The sequence below is a fragment of the Curtobacterium flaccumfaciens genome (genome assembly GCF_004361695.1).
Lineage (GTDB): Bacteria > Actinomycetota > Actinomycetes > Actinomycetales > Microbacteriaceae > Curtobacterium > Curtobacterium flaccumfaciens_B.
Map to the genome: position 1 here is coordinate 129923 of NZ_SNVW01000008.1, position 18035 is coordinate 147957.

15 protein-coding genes are annotated in these 18035 nt (G+C 71.5%); 11 read left to right on the forward strand and 4 right to left on the reverse strand.

All coding sequences use genetic code 11. The annotated features are described in order from the left end of the window. Positions 1 to 121 precede the first annotated feature (121 nt). Together EDF64_RS12440 and EDF64_RS18605 are read left to right on the forward strand one after the other, a co-directional pair. Positions 122 to 1660, forward strand: a complete 1539-nt coding sequence (locus tag EDF64_RS12440) for a hypothetical protein (RefSeq protein WP_133520308.1) — start codon at positions 122 to 124, stop codon at positions 1658 to 1660. A 135-nt stretch (positions 1661 to 1795) separates the two neighbouring features. Continuing rightward, positions 1796 to 1927, forward strand: a complete 132-nt coding sequence (locus EDF64_RS18605) for a hypothetical protein (RefSeq protein WP_279512736.1) — start codon at positions 1796 to 1798, stop codon at positions 1925 to 1927. A 127-nt stretch (positions 1928 to 2054) separates the two neighbouring features. On the opposite strand, the gene EDF64_RS12445 is transcribed toward EDF64_RS18605, so the two are convergent. Next, entirely contained in the window at positions 2055 to 3902 is a 1848-nt protein-coding gene (locus tag EDF64_RS12445) for an AMP-dependent synthetase/ligase (RefSeq protein WP_133520309.1), read from the reverse strand. A 121-nt stretch (positions 3903 to 4023) separates the two neighbouring features. Between EDF64_RS12445 and EDF64_RS12450 the strand changes: the two genes are divergently transcribed. The 3 genes from EDF64_RS12450 (at position 4024) to EDF64_RS12460 (ending at position 7219) form a co-directional block, all read left to right on the forward strand. Further along, on the forward strand, positions 4024 to 4977 hold the full coding sequence (locus EDF64_RS12450) for an ROK family glucokinase (RefSeq protein WP_111115004.1): 954 nt from the start codon (positions 4024 to 4026) through the stop codon (positions 4975 to 4977). A gap of 31 nt (positions 4978 to 5008) precedes the next feature. Next, positions 5009 to 5749: a lysophospholipid acyltransferase family protein gene (locus tag EDF64_RS12455; RefSeq protein WP_133520310.1), complete on the forward strand. Its 741-nt coding sequence runs from the start codon at positions 5009 to 5011 to the stop codon at positions 5747 to 5749. A 126-nt stretch (positions 5750 to 5875) separates the two neighbouring features. Next, on the forward strand, positions 5876 to 7219 hold the full coding sequence (locus tag EDF64_RS12460) for a class II 3-deoxy-7-phosphoheptulonate synthase (protein WP_133520347.1): 1344 nt from the start codon (positions 5876 to 5878) through the stop codon (positions 7217 to 7219). Between the two features lie 467 nt (positions 7220 to 7686). On the opposite strand, the gene pknB is transcribed toward EDF64_RS12460, so the two are convergent. Further along, a complete protein-coding gene (gene pknB, locus EDF64_RS12465) occupies positions 7687 to 9711 on the reverse strand; it encodes a Stk1 family PASTA domain-containing Ser/Thr kinase (protein ID WP_133520311.1) in 2025 nt (674 codons plus the stop codon). 192 nt (positions 9712 to 9903) lie between these two features. After that, positions 9904 to 11196: a LysM peptidoglycan-binding domain-containing protein gene (locus EDF64_RS12470; protein WP_243736377.1), complete on the reverse strand. Its 1293-nt coding sequence runs from the start codon at positions 11194 to 11196 to the stop codon at positions 9904 to 9906. Between the two features lie 164 nt (positions 11197 to 11360). On the opposite strand from EDF64_RS12470, the gene EDF64_RS12475 reads away from it, so the two are divergent. Next, positions 11361 to 11726: an Rv2175c family DNA-binding protein gene (locus EDF64_RS12475; RefSeq protein ID WP_133520312.1), complete on the forward strand. Its 366-nt coding sequence runs from the start codon at positions 11361 to 11363 to the stop codon at positions 11724 to 11726. A gap of 105 nt (positions 11727 to 11831) precedes the next feature. Here EDF64_RS12475 and EDF64_RS12480 read toward each other — a convergent pair whose 3' ends face one another. Continuing rightward, the gene (locus tag EDF64_RS12480) at positions 11832 to 12950 is read right to left on the reverse strand and encodes a polyprenyl synthetase family protein (RefSeq protein WP_133520313.1); all 1119 of its coding nucleotides are present in this window, start codon (positions 12948 to 12950) and stop codon (positions 11832 to 11834) included. Between the two features lie 83 nt (positions 12951 to 13033). Between EDF64_RS12480 and EDF64_RS12485 the strand changes: the two genes are divergently transcribed. The 5 genes from EDF64_RS12485 to EDF64_RS12505 all read left to right on the forward strand — a co-directional run bounded on the left by EDF64_RS12485 (position 13034) and on the right by EDF64_RS12505 (position 18022). Beyond that, positions 13034 to 13435, forward strand: coding sequence for a DUF3040 domain-containing protein (locus EDF64_RS12485; protein ID WP_133520314.1), 402 nt, complete (start codon positions 13034 to 13036; stop codon positions 13433 to 13435). 475 nt (positions 13436 to 13910) lie between these two features. After that, positions 13911 to 14342, forward strand: a complete 432-nt coding sequence (gene mraZ / locus EDF64_RS12490) for a division/cell wall cluster transcriptional repressor MraZ (protein ID WP_058729729.1) — start codon at positions 13911 to 13913, stop codon at positions 14340 to 14342. A gap of 106 nt (positions 14343 to 14448) precedes the next feature. Next, the gene (rsmH, locus tag EDF64_RS12495; RefSeq protein WP_133520315.1) at positions 14449 to 15420 is read left to right on the forward strand and encodes a 16S rRNA (cytosine(1402)-N(4))-methyltransferase RsmH; all 972 of its coding nucleotides are present in this window, start codon (positions 14449 to 14451) and stop codon (positions 15418 to 15420) included. 1 nt (position 15421) lies between these two features. Next, positions 15422 to 16180: a hypothetical protein gene (locus EDF64_RS12500; RefSeq protein WP_133520316.1), complete on the forward strand. Its 759-nt coding sequence runs from the start codon at positions 15422 to 15424 to the stop codon at positions 16178 to 16180. 72 nt (positions 16181 to 16252) lie between these two features. Further along, positions 16253 to 18022 carry a peptidoglycan D,D-transpeptidase FtsI family protein gene (locus EDF64_RS12505; protein WP_133520317.1) on the forward strand — a complete coding sequence of 590 codons (1770 nt, stop codon included), beginning with the start codon at positions 16253 to 16255 and terminating at the stop codon, positions 18020 to 18022. Positions 18023 to 18035 lie beyond the last annotated feature (13 nt).

Genomic DNA, 18035 nt, shown 5'->3' on the forward strand with positions numbered 1-18035 from the left:
CGCGCGGTGCCCGGCAGCGTAGGGTTCCGCTCGACGCGCAGCCGGCCCGACCCACCGACGGGCCGCCGCGTCCGATCGGAGGACCGTCGTGCGCCAGGGGACCAGGACCACCCGCGGGAACGTGCCACGCCTGCTGGCGACCGTGCTCGCAGCCCTCACCACCGTCGCGGCCGCAGCCGTGGGCGCCGCGGCACCGCCGCCGGCGACCGCCGCGACCACGACGGCGACGACCACCGCCGCGGCGGCCGCCACCGAGCCCGAAGGGGCGGACTACGCCACCGACGTGTACGGCGACGCCTGGGACTTCTCGAACGCCGCCGACATCAACACCAGCTTCACCTCCGGAGCGGCCTCGGTGCGGAGTGGTGCGCTCAACGTCGACCTCGTGCACGGCGACCAGCTGTTCCTCGTGCACTCCATCGGGGGCAGTGTCCCGTTCGGTCGTGACGGCGCCCTGCAGCCCGTCGACACCGCGAAGTACACCCGGCTGTCGTTCTCGATGAACCAGCCGATGGCCAACCGCATCGGTGCCGTCTACTGGTTCACCTGCCGTGAGCAGACGGCCGCCTGCGGCGGTGGCGTCTCGTTCCCGACGACGCAGGGCAAGCACGTGTACGACATCGACCTCGCCGCGAGCTCGACGCTCCTCGCCAAGCGGCCGTGGAAGTCCGCGAAGATGGTCGTCGTCCGCCTCGACCCCGTCGTGATCCGCTCGAGCGAGCGGTCGGGCGGCACCGCGGTGATCGACTGGGTCCGGCTGCACGCCGCGCAGGACGCCGCGCACCCGCACGCGGCACTGCCGCCGGGCACGTTCGGCACGACCACCATCACGCCCCGGCCGCAGACCGTCGTGGACTCGCCGAACCCCTCGCAGGGCGCCGACCTCGCCGCGGTGCAGCGCGGCCGCTCGTGGGACTTCCGGTCCGGCCCGGCGACCACGGGCATGCGGTACCAGAACCTCACCCAGATCACCCGTGACGCCAGGGGGCTGACGGCGAAGAACGCGCCGCCGTTGCGCAACGATCCGCGCATCATGTTCCCGGTGTCCGCCTTCAAGGGGGACACGTGGCACTACCTGCAGTTCGACATGGCGTACGACGGGAAGTTCAACCTGTCGGGCAACGCCGGCGGCGGCAAGATGGCGCGGGTGATCTGGACCGCGGCCGGCTCGGGCACGCCGCAGATCAGCAACGACATCCTCACGTACGACTCGGGGAACCAGGCCGAGGTCACGCTCGACCTCACCGCGCGCAACCCGCTCGACGAGAACGCCCTCGCGCCGAAGCTCGGCTGGGCAGGCCGGACGATCACGAGCCTCCGGTTCGACCCGAACGAGGACCCGGGCGCCGCGGTCTGGCACCTGAAGTCGCTCCACCTGCGGGCCGACCCGACCGCGACCGGTGCCACCACCGTCGGCTTCCACGACGCCGCCTGGGTCGCGGGCACCACGGCCGAGGTGGCCGTCGGCACCCAGCGCCCGGGCAGCCACGGCTACGTCGCTATCGCCAAGAACGTCGCCGTGACCAAGGGCTCGAACGCGGTCCCGTTCCGTCTCGGGTCGATGGCCGCCGGCCGTTACTGGGTGCGCGTCACGCTCACCCACCCGAACGGCACCGCGTCGACGTCCTACTCCACGTCGCCGATCGTCATGCGGCGCTGACGCGCTGCCCGCAGCGAACACGGCCTGACACCCGGACGTGGGATTGTCGCTTCGTCCTGACAAGGAGGTACCGTGCTCCTGTCGGCCTCCCACCGGCACCACCCCACCGGCACCCCCACGTCCCCAGGATCCCGCATGACCAGTCAGAACGACGAGCTCAGCTCACACCGCACCCGCACGAACCGCCGCCCCGCCGAGGCCCCCGTCACGACCGCGTCGGTCGCCGTCCTCGACACCCCCGCTGCGGAGCAGTCGGCCGAGGTCTGAGCGCGACGCGCGCGGTGCGTCGCGGACCCGACAGCGGGTCGCGCCCCGCGCGCAGCCGCACCGCACTGGAGGCCCGGTGCCGGTCCACGGGACCGGCACCGGGCCTCCAGGCAGTTGCGTCCAGTGCCTAGGCGCGGTTCCGTCGTCGGGTCTCGACCACGGGTGTCGCGGTCGTCTGCACCTTCGAGCCGGAGTAGATGTGCTCGACGTCCGCGGCGAAGTCCCGCATGACCACCGGGCGCTTGATCGTCAGCTTCGGCGTGAGGTGCCCGGACGCCTCGGTGAGCTCGGTGTCGAGGATCGTGAACGACCGCACCGACTCGGCGCGCGAGACGCGCTGGTTCGCGGCGTCGATCGCCTCCTGCACGGCCTCGTGGACGCGCTCGTCGTACGCGGCCTCGTGGGCGGAGAGCGCCGGGGTGATCCCGCGCGCCTCGCACCAGCCGGGCAGCATCTCGCGGTCGAGCGTGACGAGCGCCGCGATGAACGGCTTGCCCTCGCCGACGACGACCACCTGGCCGATGACCGGGTGCTCGCGGATGCCGTCCTCGAGCGGTGCCGGGGCGACGTTCTTGCCGCTCGCGGTGACGATGAGCTCCTTGGCGCGACCGGTCACGGTGAGGATGCCGTCGCCGTCGAGCCGGCCGAGGTCGCCGGTGCGGAACCAGCCGTCGACCAGTGCCGTGGACGTCGCCTCGTCGTTCCGCCAGTACCGGTCGAAGACGTCGACGCCGCGGATGAGGATCTCACCGTCGTCGGCGATCCGGATCTCGATGCCCGGGAGCGCCCGGCCGACGCTGCCGATCCGCAGCTCGCCGGCGCGGTTCACCGTCGCCGGCGCGGTCGTCTCGGTGAGGCCGTAGCCCTCGAGGATCAGGACGCCGATGGAACGGAAGAAGTGCGACAGCCGCGGGGAGAGCGGCGCCGAACCACTGATGGCGTAGCGGACGTTCCCGCCGAGCGCGTCGCGGAGCTTCGCGTAGACGAGCCGGTCGAAGAGCCGGAACCGCAGCGCGAGACCGAGCGGCACCTTCCCCTTCGCCAGCGCCTCGGAGTGCGCGACGGCGGTGCGGGCGGCGGCGCGGAAGATCCGGCCCTTGCCCCCGAGGTCGGCCTTCTGCTCCGCCGAGTTGTAGATCTTCTCGAAGACGCGCGGCACGGCGAGCAGGAACGACGGCTTGAAGGTCGACACCGCCCGCATGAGGTCCTTCGTGTCCGGCTCGTGGCCGACCAGGACGCCGGCGGAGACGCTCATCGCCGCGATGAACCGGGCGAAGACGTGGGCCATCGGGATGAAGAGGAGCGTGGAGGCGCCGTCGGCGACGACCTCGGGCATCGCCTCGGACGCTCCCTCGATCGTCGCGGTGAAGTTGTCGTGCCGGAGCACGCAGCCCTTCGGTCGACCGGTCGTGCCGGACGTGTAGATGATCGTCGCGTCGTCGTGGCCGTGCACGTCGGCGGTGCGGGCCGCGAGTTCGTCGTCGGTGACGTCCTCGCCGAGCCGGATGAGGTCGTCGAGCCCACCACCGTCGATGGTCCAGTGCTGGCCGAGGTGCGGCAGGTCGGGCGCGATCGAGGCCACGCGGCGCGCGTGCTCCTCTTGCTCGACGACGATCGCCACGGCCTCGGAGTCGGACAGGATGTAGCGGACCTGGTCGGGGGAGCTGGTCTCGTAGACCGGGATGGCCACGAGGCCGGCGGTCCAGATCGCGAAGTCGACGAGCGTCCACTCCAGACGGGTGCGCGACAGGATGGCGATGTGCGCGCCGGGTTCGAGGCCGGCGGCGACGAAGCCCTTCGCGATGCCGCGGACCCGGGCCAGGGTCTCGGCGGCGGTGATCGGCGTCCAGGTGTCCCCGTGGCGCTGGGCCAGGATCGGACGGTCCGGTGTCTTCCGGGCCCGATCGGAGAGCAGCCGCGCGGCTGAGCCGTGGTCGGGTGCGGTGATCGGGGTTGGGTGCCGCTGATCGTTCACGGTGACTCCCTTGTCGGCCGGTTCGATTCGAGGTCGCCTCATCGTCGAGGGGACACCGCCAGCATAGGGTGCACGCCCGAGCGTTCCGTGTGGCCGTGCGGAACCGGTAGGCTCGATGCTCGTGCATGCCATCGGAATCGACATCGGGGGCACCAAGATCGCGGGTGCGGTCGTCACGGAACTGGGCGAGATCCTCGCCGAGGACCGGGTGGCCACCAACGCTGCGGACCCGGACGCCATGCTCGACGACGTGGTCGCGATGGTCTCGCGACTGCGCGCGGCCCACGACGTGAGCGCCGTCGGCGTCGCCGCCCCGGGGTTCATCGACGCCTCGCAGTCGATCGTCTACTACACGCCGAACATCCGGTGGCGGAACGAACCGCTGCGCCAGAAGCTCCAGCAGCGCATCGGTGACCTGCACATCACGGTCGACAACGACGCCAACGCGGCGGGCTGGGCGGAGTTCCGCTTCGGTGCCGGTCGGCTCGTGTCCGACATGACCATGCTCACGATCGGCACCGGCGTCGGTGGCGCGATCGTCACCGAGGACCGGCTCTTCCGCGGCGGCTTCGGCACCGGCGGCGAGATCGGCCACCTCCGCATCGTCCCGAACGGCCTGCCCTGCGGCTGCGGCGCGCGCGGCTGCATCGAGCAGTACGGCTCCGGCCGCGCCCTGCAGCGGATGGCGAACGACGTCGCGGACGCCGGTGGCATCGGCCAGGCGCTGGCGGACGCCCGCGCGGCGAACGGCGGCGAGCTCGACGGACACATCGTCGGCGACCTCATCCTCGCCGACGACCCGGGTGCCCTCGCGGCGCTCCGGCGGCTCGGGCGGCACCTCGGCGAAGCGTGCGCCTCGCTCTCGGCGGTGCTCGACCCGCAGCTCTTCGTGTTCGGCGGCGGTGTCGCGAGCGCGGGGGACCGGCTGCTCGACCCGATCAAGCAGGCGTACCTCAGCAACCTGCCGGCCCGCGGCTACCACCCGGAGCCGGACTTCGTGATCGCCGAGCTCGTCAACGACGCCGGTGTGGTCGGCGCGGCCGACCTCGCCCGGATCCACGCCCGCACGGCGTAGGGTCGCCGCACCCACCGTCAAGGAGTCGACGATGACCTACTGGCTGCTGAAGAACTTCCTGCTCGGCCCGCTCATCCTCACCCTCTTCCGGCCGTGGGTGGTCGGACGCGAGCACGTCCCCGCGAAGGGGCCGGTGATCTTCGCGTCGAACCACATCTCCTTCATCGACTCGGTGATCCTGCCGGCGGTGCTCGACCGCCGCGTGTCCTTCCTGGCGAAGAGCGACTACTTCACCGGTCGGGGGCTCAAGGGCTGGGCGACGAAGACGTTCTTCAACGCCATCGGCCAGCTGCCGATCGACCGGTCCGGCGGCAAGGCGTCAGAGGCCTCGCTCCGTGCCGGCCTGCAGGTCCTGGCCCGCGGCGAGCAGCTCGGCATCTACCCCGAGGGCACGCGCAGCCCGGACGGCAAGCTCTACCGCGGGCGCACCGGCATCGCGCGGATGATCCTCGAGGGCCGTGTCACGGTGATCCCGGTCGCGATGGTCGGCACGCGCGAGGTCCAGCAGATCGGGCAGCGCATCCCGAAGTTCAAGCGCGTCGGCGTCGTGTTCGGCAAGCCGCTCGACTTCTCGCGCTTCGAGGGCTTCGAGACCGACCGCTTCATCCTGCGCAGCGTCACCGACGAGGTCATGCACGAGCTCGCCGGGCTGAGCCGCCAGGAGTACGTCGACGTCTACGCGACGAGCGTCAAGGAGCGTGCGAGCACCGCGCGCGAGCAGGTCATGCGGGGCAAGGTCACACGGAATGGCCGCGGTACGTCGGCACGTTAGGATTCGAAGGTCCTGGCATCCGCCAGCACGGCCCCGTGGATCCGTCCACGTGCCCTTCTCCACCAGAACACCGAGGTAACGCCCTTGTTCGAGTCGACCGACTTCGTCGCCCTGCAGGATCCGGACGTGATCGAGGGCCTCGACTACTGGCGGACGCTCCCGATCAAGCAGCAGCCGAGCTGGCCGGACGCCGCCGCCGCCGAGTCCGCCTCGGCGGAGATCGCCACGCTGCCGCCGCTCGTGTTCGCGGGCGAGGTCGACAAGCTCCGCGAGCGGCTCGCCGCCGCCGCGCAGGGCAAGGCGTTCCTGCTGCAGGGCGGTGACTGCGCCGAGACCTTCGCCGGCGCCACCGCCGACTCGATCCGCGACCGCGTGAAGACGATCCTGCAGATGGCCGTCGTGCTGACGTACGGCGCGTCGATGCCCGTCATCAAGATGGGCCGCATGGCGGGGCAGTTCGCCAAGCCGCGCTCGAGCGACTTCGAGACCCGCGGCGACGTCACGCTGCCCGCCTACCGCGGGGACATCGTGAACGGCTACGACTTCACGCTGGAGTCCCGGACGGCCGACCCCCGTCGGCTCGTGCAGGGCTACCACACGGCCGCGTCGACCCTGAACCTCGTCCGCGCCTTCACGCAGGGGGGCTTCGCCGACCTGCGCCAGGTGCACTCGTGGAACAAGGGCTTCGCCTCGAACCCGGCGAACGCCCGGTACGAGCACCTCGCGCAGGAGATCGACCGCGCGATCCGCTTCATGGACGCCTGCGGTGCGGACTTCGACGAGCTGAAGCACGTCGAGTTCTACGCCTCGCACGAGGGGCTGCTCATGGACTACGAGCGCCCGATGACCCGCATCGACTCCCGCTCCGGGATGGCCTACGACACGTCGGGGCACTTCATCTGGATCGGGGAGCGCACGCGCGACATCGACGGCGCCCACGTGGACTTCCTGTCCCGCGTGCGGAACCCGATCGGCGTGAAGCTCGGCCCGACCACGAGCGTCGACGACATGAAGGCGCTGGTCGACAAGCTCGACCCCGAGCGCGAGCCCGGCCGCCTGACGTTCATCACCCGCATGGGTGCCGGCAAGATCCGCGACGAGCTGCCCAAGCTGCTCGAGGCGATCAAGGGCATGGACGCGAACCCGCTGTGGGTGACGGACCCGATGCACGGCAACGGCCTGACCACCCCGACCGGGTACAAGACGCGCCGCTTCGACGACGTCGTGGACGAGGTCCTCGGCTTCTTCGAGGCCCACCGCGAGGTCGGCACCTACCCCGGCGGCATGCACGTCGAGCTCACCGGCGACGACGTCACGGAGTGCCTGGGCGGCTCGGAGCCGATCGACGAGGCCACCCTCGCGACCCGCTACGAGTCCCTGTGCGACCCGCGCCTGAACCACATGCAGTCGCTCGAGCTGGCGTTCCTCGTCGCCGAGGAGCTCGGCGCGCACCCGTACGTGCGCGCGTAGCGCGCCGCGGCCGCCGCGCGCCGCGGCGCGGCCGCCCCTCGCCCCTCGCGAAAGCGACAGATCCCCGCGGGAATCCCGCGGGGATCTGTCGCTTTCGCGTCCGTGTCCCGGGTGAGATCGGAGGACTGTCGCTTCGGCCCCCTGGACGCGACCGCCGCGGGCCTGGAGGCGCGTGGCGGCCTGGCACCGCGCCTCCAGGCCGCAACGTGGGCACCGCGTGTGCCCCGCCGCCCCGCCGCCCCGTCGGCCGCCTGCGCGTGCTCCCCGGCGCGGCCGCCGCGCTGCCCGCCCCGCCCCGCCCCGCTCGCGAAAGCGACAGATGGCCCGGAAGGTTCCGCGGCCGACTGTCGCTTCAGCGGCACTGTCGGCGCGCTCCGGCGCGATCTGTCGCTTTCGCGGACCCGGACCCGTGCCGGGGCACGCTCCTGCGGCACTGCGAGGCGGCCGCCGCGCAGGCCGCGCAGCGCCTACTGCTTGTACGCCAGCGTGACCGTGTCGCCGCGGTGCACCGTCGTGCCGGCGGCCGGGTCCGTCGAGGACACCGGCAGGGACGACTTCCAGTCGTAGAAGCCGCAGAGGATGTTCGTGCAGTCGGGCACGACGACCTTGAGGCCGAGGGTCTCGAGCGTCGAGGTCGCCTCGTTGATGGTCTTGCCGTGCACGTCGGGCAGCGATATCGGCGCCGGCCCCTTGGACACGACGAGGTCGACGGCGGTGCCCTTGACGGCGGGCTCGTCGTGCGGCTCCGCCGAGAGGATCTCGCCCTCGGGGACGTCGTCGCTGAACTGCCCGTCCTGGGTACCGATCGTCAGGCCGACGGCGTCGAAGGTCTTCGTGGCGTCGTCGACGGTCTTGCCGACCACGTCGGGTACGGGTCCGAGGGACACCGTGAGCGTGACCGGGCCGCGTTCGCCGTAGGTCTCGACCTTGCTGAGGTCGATCGCGGCACCGTCGGTCCCGAGCCCCGTCGCGGCGATGACGGAGTCCTTCGGGGCGTCGGCGGAGAACTGGTACTGGTCCTCCTGCAGCTGGAAGTCGTCGTCGAGCGCGGCGGTGACCGTGGAGACCGGCTGCCCGACGATCGCGGGGAGGGCGATCATCTTCGGACCGTCCGACACGACGATCTGCACCGCGGTGCCCTTCCGGACCTCGCGCTTCGCGGCGGGCTTCGTGGTCGAGACCTGGCCCTTCGCGACGACGGCGTCGAAACGGGTGGCGGTGGCCTTCGTGGTGCTGAGCCCCTGCGCCTCGAGCAGCTGGCGCGCCTGCGAGACGGACTTGCCGGCGACCTCGGGGATGCGGACGTTGCCCCACGGGCCGGGGCCGAGCGCCCACCCGATGGTGCCGCCGACGATCGCCAGGAAGAGCACGATCGCCAGCACGATCCAGCCGCGCTTCCGTCGCTTGGCGGACTTGTCGGCCAGGCGCTGGCCGGCGGGGGACAGTGCTCCGGGCTGGGAGCCGGTCCGGCGGGGGCCGGGGACGTTCCGACCGCCGCGGTTGCTCGGCTGCTGCCCCGACGAGCGCTGTGCGGGCTCGAGGATCGTGGTGGCGTCGCCGGAGTCGGCCGACGACGGCGTGGTGCCGCCGGCCGGCAGGATCGCGGTCGCGTTCTCGGGCCGCAGCACGGCGGTGCGGTACTGGCCGGTGGCGCGCTGCCGGTTGCCCGCCATGTGGTCGAGCATCTCGCGGGCGTCGCTCGGCCGGTCGTCGGGGTTCCGGGCGGTGGACCACGCGACGAGGTCGTCGAGCTCGGACGGCACGCCGGGCACCGCGGCGCTCGGCGCGGGGACGGAGTCGTTGGCGTGCTGGTAGGCGATCTGCATCGGCTGCTCGCCCTTGTAGGGCTGCTCGCCGGTGAGCATCTCGTAGAGCATGATGCCGAGCGCGTAGATGTCGCTGCGGGAGTCGGCGGCGCCGCGGGTGACGAGTTCGGGGGAGAGGTACGCGATCGTGCCGAGCAGCGCGGCGCCGGTGGCGGTGTTCGCCGTCGTGGCCCGTGCGAGGCCGAAGTCGCCGAGCTTGATGCGGCCGTCGTCGGCGAGCAGGACGTTCTCCGGCTTGAGGTCGCGGTGCACGATCCCGGCGCGGTGGGCCGAGGCGAGGCCGGCGAGCACGGCGCGGAGGATGTCGGTCGCCTGCTCGGGCGTCAGCGCGTGGTGCTCCTGCAGGAGGTCCCGGAGGGTGATGCCGGGGATGTACTCCATCACGATGTACGCGGTGTCGCCCTCGGCGCCCTGGTCGTACACGCCGACGAGGTTCGGGTGGGACAGGCGGGCGGCGGAACGGGCCTCCTGGATGAAGCGCTCCCGGAACGCCTGGTCGTCCGCCAGGTGCCCGTGCATGATCTTGATCGCGACGCGTCGCTCGAGCCGGACGTCGGTCGCGAGGTACACCGTCGCCATGCCCCCGCGCGCGATGCGGGAGCGTACGCGGTACCGGTGATCGATCATGCGACCGATCATCGGGTCCGTGGCGGCGTTGGTGGTCATCGGCGGCATTCTACGAATCGGGACTGCACGGACCCGCACTGACGCACCGGTCGTGACCGAATCTCGATCTTGCGGATGACTCGGGTTCGCCGGGCGGCCAGGTGGGTGAGGATCGCTGCGCCGTCACGCGGCGGAGCGGTCGGGCCGGTCGGGACGACCGCCGCGCCGCCGTACCGCCGGCGACGGTCGGGCTCAGAGCGACGCGAGCAGGCTCTTCGCGGTCGACTCCCACTGCGCGTACGCCTTCGGGTACGCGGACACCTGCACGGCCTGCGCCGCGGCCGTCACGCTCATCGAGGACCACCCGGCGACGTCGAGCAGCCCGCGGGTCTTGCCCGGGTTGCCCGTGAAGAACAGCTTCGTCGCGGTCGCCGGGTTCTGCAGCGCCGCCGCGGAGCCCCAGCCCTGGCTCGGCCGCTGCTGGAACAGCCCGACCGAGTCGCGGTCGCCGTGCGACAGGTTCCGGAGGCTGGACTCCTGCATCGCCGCCGCCAGCGCGATGACGATGCCGCGGTCGGAGACCCCGAGGGAGCGGCCGACGCTGACGATGGTCGCCGCGTTGCCCCGCTGCTCCGCCGAGAGCGACGGCCCGGAGGACGGCAGGACGAGGGTCTTGCCGGCGTAGATCGTGCTCGTGTAGCTCAGGCCGTTCGCCGACAGGAGCGACGACACGGAGACGCCGTGTGCCGCAGCGATCGAGGCGATGGTCTCGCCGGTGCCGATCTTCACGCTGCCGGCGCGCGCGGTCGACGCCGAGGCGCCCGATCCCGAGGCGCCAGCCCCGGAGGCGGACGCCCCAGCGCTCGACGACCCGCCGGACGCGGCGACGGGTGCGGCCGCAGCGGCCCCCGCCGTCGGCACGCGCAGGGTCTGCCCGGGGTAGATCACCGAACGCATCGAGAGCTTGTTCGCGCTGAGGAGCGCCGTGGTGGACACGCCGACGCGGGACGCGATGCCCGACACCGTGTCGCCCTGCTTGACGTGGTAGCTGCCCGTGCTCGCCGTCGACCTGGTGGACGCGGCGCGGACGGCCGGCGTCGACGCGAGGTGCAGCGTCTGCCCCGGGTGGATGATCGTGTTCCAACCGAGGCCGTTGCGGACCAGGACCTCCTGCGCGGAGAGCCCGAAGCGCGCGGCGATGCCGGACACGGTGTCGCCCTGGCGCACGGTGTAGGTGGTGGGGGCCTTCGACGTCGCGGCCACCGTGGTGACGGTCGTCTGCGACGGGCGGGCGACGGCGGTGCCGAACACCGAGCGGCTGCCGACGTTGCGGTCGGTCACGGCGCGTTCGGCCACGGTGCGGTCGACGGCACCCTGGTCGACGTGCCGCTTGTGGGTGCTGTCGTCCTCGTGGTGCGGTTCGGCGTGGGCGACCGGGCCGGTGAGGCCGGCGGTCACCGCGATCGTCCCCGCGAGGACGATGGGCATGGTGGCGAACCGGGCGGATCGTGCGCGCCGGGCGTCTTCGTCTGCAGCGTTGTCCACGGGTGTCTCCTGTCCCTTGCGGTGAGCCGTGCGCGTGCGTGCGCACTCACAGGTGGTGCAACGCTGGCATGGCGCGATTCCCAAGTCAACCAGAGAGTCAGATGTTGCGTGTGTGACGAATGTGACGAACGGGGCGGTGTTCGGCTCCGCGCCACTCTGGCAACATGGGGCCTGTGAGTGCTGCACCCGCCGACGACCTGACCCTCTCCGAGCGCTGGCTGACCGTCCCCGAGCTGGTGGACCTGTTCAGCACCAGCCCCGGCCGGATCCACCGCCTGTTCGAGGAGAAGACCCTCCTCGCCGCCCGCGTCGGCGGTGTGCTGCGGGTCCCGATCGAGTTCCTCGAGGAACGCGAGCCCATGCCCGAACTGCGCGGCACGCTCACCGTCCTCAGCGACAACGGCTTCACCGACGACGAGGCCGTCCGCTGGATGCTCTCCGTCGAGGACGCGCTCGGCACCTCGCCGGTCGCCGCGCTCCGCGCCGGCCGCAAGGCCGAGGTCCGCCGCGTGGCCCAGTCGCTCCTGTAGCGCACCGTTCCCCGGGAGCGGCCCGCGGCTCTCGACCCGACCCCACGACGGACTGGAGGCACGGTGCCAGCTGGCACCGTGCCTCCAGTCCGTTGCCGGTTGCGTCTACGCCACGCGGCGGCTGACCGTGTCGGCCAGCGCCACGAGCTGCTCGCGCGCCGACGGCGTCAGCGGAGCCGCCTCGATGGCGGCCTTCGCGCGCTGCACGTGCCGGTCGATCGATCGTTCCACCGCAGCCACCGCGCCGGACTCGGTGAGGGTCGCGCGGAGCATCTGCACCTGGCCCTCGTCGAGGTCCGGGTCGCCCAGGAGCTCGTCGAGCAGCTGGCGCGGACCGCTCGCGAGCGTCTTCCGCGCGGAGGCGATGAGGACGGTGCGCTTGCCCTCCCGCAGGTCGTCGCCGGCGGGCTTGCCGGTGACCTCGGGATCGCCGAACACGCCGAGCATGTCGTCGCGGAGCTGGTACGCCACGCCGAGGGGCAGGCCGAAGGCGCGGAGCCCCTCGAGCTGCGCTTCCGTCGCGCCGGCCACGAGGGCGCCGATGAGCAGGGGCGCCTCGACCGAGTACTTCGCCGACTTGAAGACGATGACGCGCTGGGCCCGGACGAGGTGCTCGGCCTCGTCGATGGACGGCCAGGCGGTCTCCTCGTGCACGTCGAGGTACTGCCCCGCCGTGACGTCGAGCCGCATGGTGTGGAACTCCTGGCGGACGATCCGGCCACGGGCGGGCTCGAGGAGCGCGAGGCCCTCGTCGAAGACCGCGTCGCTCAGGGAGAGCAGGAGGTCGCCGAGCAGCAGCGCCGAGTTCGTGCCGTAGAGCCCGCGGTCGCCGACCCAGCCGGACTCCTCGTGCAGGGACTCGAACCGGCGGTGCGCCGCGGGACGGCCGCGGCGGGTGTCCGAGCGGTCCATGATGTCGTCGTGGACGAGGGCCGCGGCGTGGAAGATCTCGAGCGCGGCCGCGACCGTGACGATCGCCTCGGCCGTGGTCTGGCGGGAGCCCTCGGCGAGGGGGTCGAACGAGCCCGACCGACCGGCCACGGACTGCCATCCCCAGTAGCAGAACAGCGCTCGGAAACGCTTGCCGCCGGAGAGCAGATCACGCGCGTACGTGTCGAACGGAGCGAGGTCCGGACTGATGGCGGCGAGCCGTTCACGTTGGTCGTCCAGCGCCCGATCGATGCGCGCCGACACGAGGTCCACTAATCGCGTACTCTCAGCCACACTCCCTACCCTAGTGGAGTGGTCGAGTCGTAGACTCGACCCACCTCAACCACGCGTCGATCCCAGGAACAGAGGGAACACAGATGCCACTCTCGGAGCAAGAGCAGCGACTCCTCGAAGAGATGGAGCGGAGCCTCTACCAGAACGACTCCGACTTCGTGGCGCGCGTCACACGCCGCCAGGGCCGTCCGAGCTACACGTCGATCACCCTCGGGGTGCTCGGAGCACTCGCCGGCGTCGCCATCGTCATCGTCGGGTTGGTCCTCCGCCAGCCGCTCATCGGCATCCTCGGCTTCGTCGTGATGCTCGCCGGCGTCCTCTTCGCCCTCCGACCGGGCATGCGAGCTCCGAAGGCGAAGGCGCCTCGGGCTGGCGGTCCGGCGTCCGGTGGGGCCTCGCGTCCGAGTACGGGCGGCGGTGCCGGCGGTGGGTCCTTCATGGACCGCATGAACGACCGCTGGGACAAGCGGAACGACCAGAGCTAACCGCTCTCCACACTCCTCCACGGGGTCGGTCCTTCGGGGCCGGCCCCGTTTTCGTGCGCCCGCCGCCGGCCGCGCGCCGCCCCGGCGCCCGCTGGCCGCGCCCGCTGAGATCGCACTCGGGACGCCTTCGAGCCCGGGGGCGGGCGCGGAAGTGCGATCTCGGCGCTGAGCGGGCGCCCCACGCGCGCCCCACTCGCGCCCCGCGCGTGCGCCGGGCGCACGCCAGGCACGCCCGCCGCGCCGTCGTGCGGCTCCCGGGGCTGCGAAAGTCCTCCACTTTCCTCCACGCGCTCCACTCCGCTCCACCGGCCCGTGGTTCCGCGGGAGTCCGGGCCTCGCGTGCACGGCGACGACGCCAGCACCGCCCCAGAACGGGGCACGTGGGCGATTCGGGGAGCGATTTCCTGGCCCGGGGGAGGGGAGTGGAGTAAAGTGGTGCACACAACGGTCCGGTGGAGCGGAGGGGAGGCCCGACGTGCTGCTCGGTACCCATGCCCCGAAGCTCGACGAGAAGGGTCGCGTGATCCTCCCCGCCAAGTTCCGGGACGAACTGTCCGGGGGGCTCGTGATGACCCGCGGCCAGGAACGCTGCGTCGTCGTCTTCAGTGCGGACACGTTCGAGCAACTGCACGAGCGCATCCGCACCGCTCCGATGACGTCGAAGCGGACCCGGGACTACATGCGTCTCTTCCTCTCGGGGGCGAGCGCCGAGACGCCCGACAAGCAGAACCGCGTCACCATCCCGCAGAACCTCCGCGAGTACGCGGGGCTCGAGCGGGACCTGACGGTCATCGGCAGCGGTGACCGTGCCGAGATCTGGTCGACCCCCGCGTGGGAGGCCTACTACGCCGAGGTCGAAGAGGGCTTCGCCGACAACGACGAGGAGGTGATCCCGGGGATCTTCTGATCCGTGGATCGGGACTCCCAGCCGTCCGCCCTGACACACCTTCCCCGGTGTCAGGTCGCATGGATGGGGATCCGGACCCGCGGCCCAGGAGACAGAGGGGCTGCACATGGCAGAACACGACCAGACCGACGGGACACCGCGGTTCCCGCACACGCCGGTGATGCTCGAGCGCATCGTCGACCTCTTCACCCCGACCCTCGACGGGCCGGGCAAGGTCGTCGTCGACGCCACGCTCGGCATGGGCGGGCACTCCGAGGGGCTGCTCGAGCGCTTCCCCGAGCTGACGCTGATCGGCCTCGACCGCGACACCGACGCGCTCGGCATCGCGGGGGAGCGCCTCGCCCGGTTCGGTGACCGTGTCCGCCTGGTGCACACCGTGTACGACGGCATCGTCGACGCGATCGAGGGCGAGGGCTTCACGGAGGTCGACGGGGTGCTGTTCGACCTCGGCGTCTCCTCGCTCCAGCTCGACCGGGCCGAGCGCGGTTTCGCGTACAGCCAGGACGCCCCGCTCGACATGCGGATGGACCGGACCGAGGGGCAGACCGCCGCCGACGTCCTGGCCACCTACGACGAGGGCGAGCTGCGCCGGATCTTCCAGCGCTACGGCGAGGAGAAGCTCGCCGGCCGGTACGCCCGGGCGATCGTCGAACGCCGCACGACGCGGCCGTTCGAGATGTCGGGCGACCTGGTGCAGGTCCTCCACGACGCGACGCCGGTGGCCATCCAGCGCCAGGGGCACCCGGCGAAGCGTGTGTTCCAGGCGCTCCGGATCGAGGTCAACGCCGAACTCAGCGTCCTCGAGCGGGCGATCCCCGCCGCCCTCGACGCGATCGCGGTCGGCGGCCGGATCGTCGTCGAGTCGTACCAGTCGCTCGAGGACCGCATCGTCAAGCGGGCCCTGACCGCCCGGACGAAGTCCAGCGCACCCGCCGGCCTGCCCGTCGAGCTGCCCGAGCACGCACCGACCTACTCCCTGGTCGTCAAGGGCGCCGAGCTGGCCGACGAGGCCGAACGCGCCGCCAACCCACGAGCAACCCCCGTGCGCCTGCGCGCGGCCGAGCGGATCCGGAAGTGACATGAGCACGAACCTCGCACTCGTCGACCCCGCCGTCGTCCCGTCCCGCGCCCCGCGGCCCACGCGGCACGACCGACCGGAGCTCGTCGAGGTCACCCCGACCAAGGCCCAGCGCCGCGCCCGCCCCCGGATCGCGTACGCGGTCGTGGCGGTGGCGGCGCTCGGCATCCTGCTCCTGGCGCAGCTCGGGATCAGCATGGTGCTCAGCCAGGGGGCGTACACGCTCAACTCGTTGAGCGCCGAGCAGACGAACCTCTCGCGGACCCAGCAGTCGCTGTCCGAGGAGCTCCGCGTGCTCGACTCCCCGCAGAACCTGGCGCGCAACGCCCAGGCGCTCGGGATGATCGCGAACTCCACGCCGGTGTACCTCGACCCGCGAACCGGTCGGGTGTACGGCACGCCGACCCCGGCGGTCGCGGACCAGGCCACCGCGAGCACCGAGAACCAGGTGCCGAACTCGCTGCTCGCCGACGTCCCGCTCGCCGCTCAGCAGGGGGACACGTCGACGAGCAAGGAGAGCGGCTCGACGACCGGCAGCGACAGCACGGCGACCAGCGGCAGCACGGCGACGAGCGACAGCAAGGCGACCAGCGACGGCACGGCGACGAGCAACAGCACCGCCGGCGCAGCCGACGCGAAGGCCGACTCCGACGCGGCTGACTCTGAGAAGACCGCAGGCGCCAGCGCGTCGGGCGGGGCTTCCTCGACCACCGACGTAGAGTCCGACCCGAACCAGCTCCAGGCGCCCTCCACCCGGTGACCTGCGGGCCCGGCGCTCCCTGACCGAGGGCGCTCCAGCTCCACCGCTCCGCCCCGGGAAGGACCGCACCGCGTGACGAAGACGACCCGAAGCCGACGACTGCGCTACAGCGTCGTGATGATCGCCGTGATCGCCCTGGTGGCGGTCTTCGTGATCCGACTGGTCGACATCCAGGTGGTGCAGGCCGCCGACCTCAACGAGCAGTCGAAGCAGAAGCGGAGCATCCCGGTCACGATCTACGGGACCCGCGGCTCGATCGTCGACCGCTCCGGCACGGAACTCGCCGACAGCGTGACCCGGTACAACATCACGACGGCTCCCCGGCTCGTGAAGGAGTTCGAGGGCAAGCTCGGCGGGTCGCGCATCAAGGACGTCACGGTCGACACGGCGCTCAAGGCGCTGGCGGAGGCCTCCGGCGGCGACGTCGCCACGATGCGGAAGAACATCGCGGCGAACCCGAAGTCGGACTTCGCGTACCTGGTCAAGGGCCTCGACGTGAAGCACTACGAGGCCGTGACGGCGCTCGGGATCCCGTGGGTCTACAAGGAGCAGCAGGCCTCCCGCGTGTACCCGACGGCGGCCACCACGGGCAACCTCACCGGCTTCATGGGGACGGACGGCGCGCAGGCCGGCCTCGAGCTGGCGTACGACAAGTGCCTCGCGGGCTCGAACGGCTCCGAGACGTACGAGCGCGGTGAGGACGGCGTCCAGCTGCCGGGCAGCACGGTCACGACCAAGAAGGCCAAGGACGGCGGCACGCTCGAGACGACGATCGACAGCGACCTGCAGTACATGGCCCAGCAGACCATCGCGTCCGCGGCGAAGACGCTGCAGGCGGAGTCCGCCACGGCGACGGTGACGAGCGTCAAGACAGGTGAGCTCCTGGCGGTTGCGGACTACCCGACGGTCGACCCGAACGACGTCGACGCGACCACCGACAAGGGTGCCTTCGGGTCGCGGGCGCTGACGGCGTCCTACGAGCCCGGGTCGACGATCAAGGCCGCGATCGCCGCCGCGCTCATCGACCAGGGCAAGTCGAGCCCCACCGACGGGATCACGGTGCCGTACACGCGCTCGTTCCCGTGGGGCGGCTCGATCAAGGACGCCGAGTTCCACCCCACGGAGCACCTGACGCTCGCCGGCGTGCTGCAGAACTCGTCGAACGTCGGCATCACCGAGCTGGGCGAGCGGTTGAGCAAGCAGCAGCGCTTCGACTACATGAAGAAGTTCGGGCTGTTCCAGCCGGAGTCGGCGATCGACTACCCGGGCCAGCCGTCGATGGACTACGGCACGAGCCCGAACTGGGACGACCAGACCAACATCAACTCGATGTTCGGCCAGGGCATCTCGACGACGGCGGTCCAGATCGCCAGCGTCTTCCAGACGATCGCGAACCAGGGCGTGCGGATCCCGCTGCACTTCGTCAAGGGGTGCGAGACGGCCGACGGGAAGACGATCGACGCGCCCGACGTGCAGCCGACGCGCGTGGTGTCCGCGAGCGCCGCCACGCAGGTCACCGACATGCTGCAGAACGTCGTCAAGGGCGGCACCCTGTCGGGCATGGCGCCCATCTCCGGCTACAACATCGCCGCGAAGACCGGTACCGCCGAGGTGGCCGAGGGGTCGAAGGGCTACGGCGGCCAGCGCATCATCTCGGTGGCCGGAATGGCACCCGCCGAGGACCCCCAGTATGTTGTCACGGTGACGTTCACGAAGCCGCAGACGACGAAGTTCTCGTCCGGTGCAGCTCCGGCGTTCCGAACCCTCATGTCCCAGGTGCTCGAGAAGTACCGAGTAGCCCCCTCCACGTCGCAGGCGAAGCTGTACCCGTCCACGTGGTGAGGAAGAAGGAGCA

Excerpts from the sequence above, each read along its gene's own strand:
- EDF64_RS18605 (WP_279512736.1), top strand. The coding sequence starts at position 1,796 with ATGACCAGTCAGAACGACGAGCTCAGCTCACACCGCACCCGCACGAAC.
- EDF64_RS12455 (WP_133520310.1), top strand. The coding sequence starts at position 5,009 with ATGACCTACTGGCTGCTGAAGAACTTCCTGCTCGGCCCGCTCATCCTC.
- pknB (WP_133520311.1), bottom strand. The coding sequence starts at position 9,711 with ATGACCACCAACGCCGCCACGGACCCGATGATCGGTCGCATGATCGAT.
- EDF64_RS12475 (WP_133520312.1), top strand. The coding sequence starts at position 11,361 with ATGGGGCCTGTGAGTGCTGCACCCGCCGACGACCTGACCCTCTCCGAG.
- EDF64_RS12485 (WP_133520314.1), top strand. The coding sequence starts at position 13,034 with ATGCCACTCTCGGAGCAAGAGCAGCGACTCCTCGAAGAGATGGAGCGG.
- rsmH (WP_133520315.1), top strand. The coding sequence starts at position 14,449 with ATGGCAGAACACGACCAGACCGACGGGACACCGCGGTTCCCGCACACG.
- EDF64_RS12500 (WP_133520316.1), top strand. The coding sequence starts at position 15,422 with ATGAGCACGAACCTCGCACTCGTCGACCCCGCCGTCGTCCCGTCCCGC.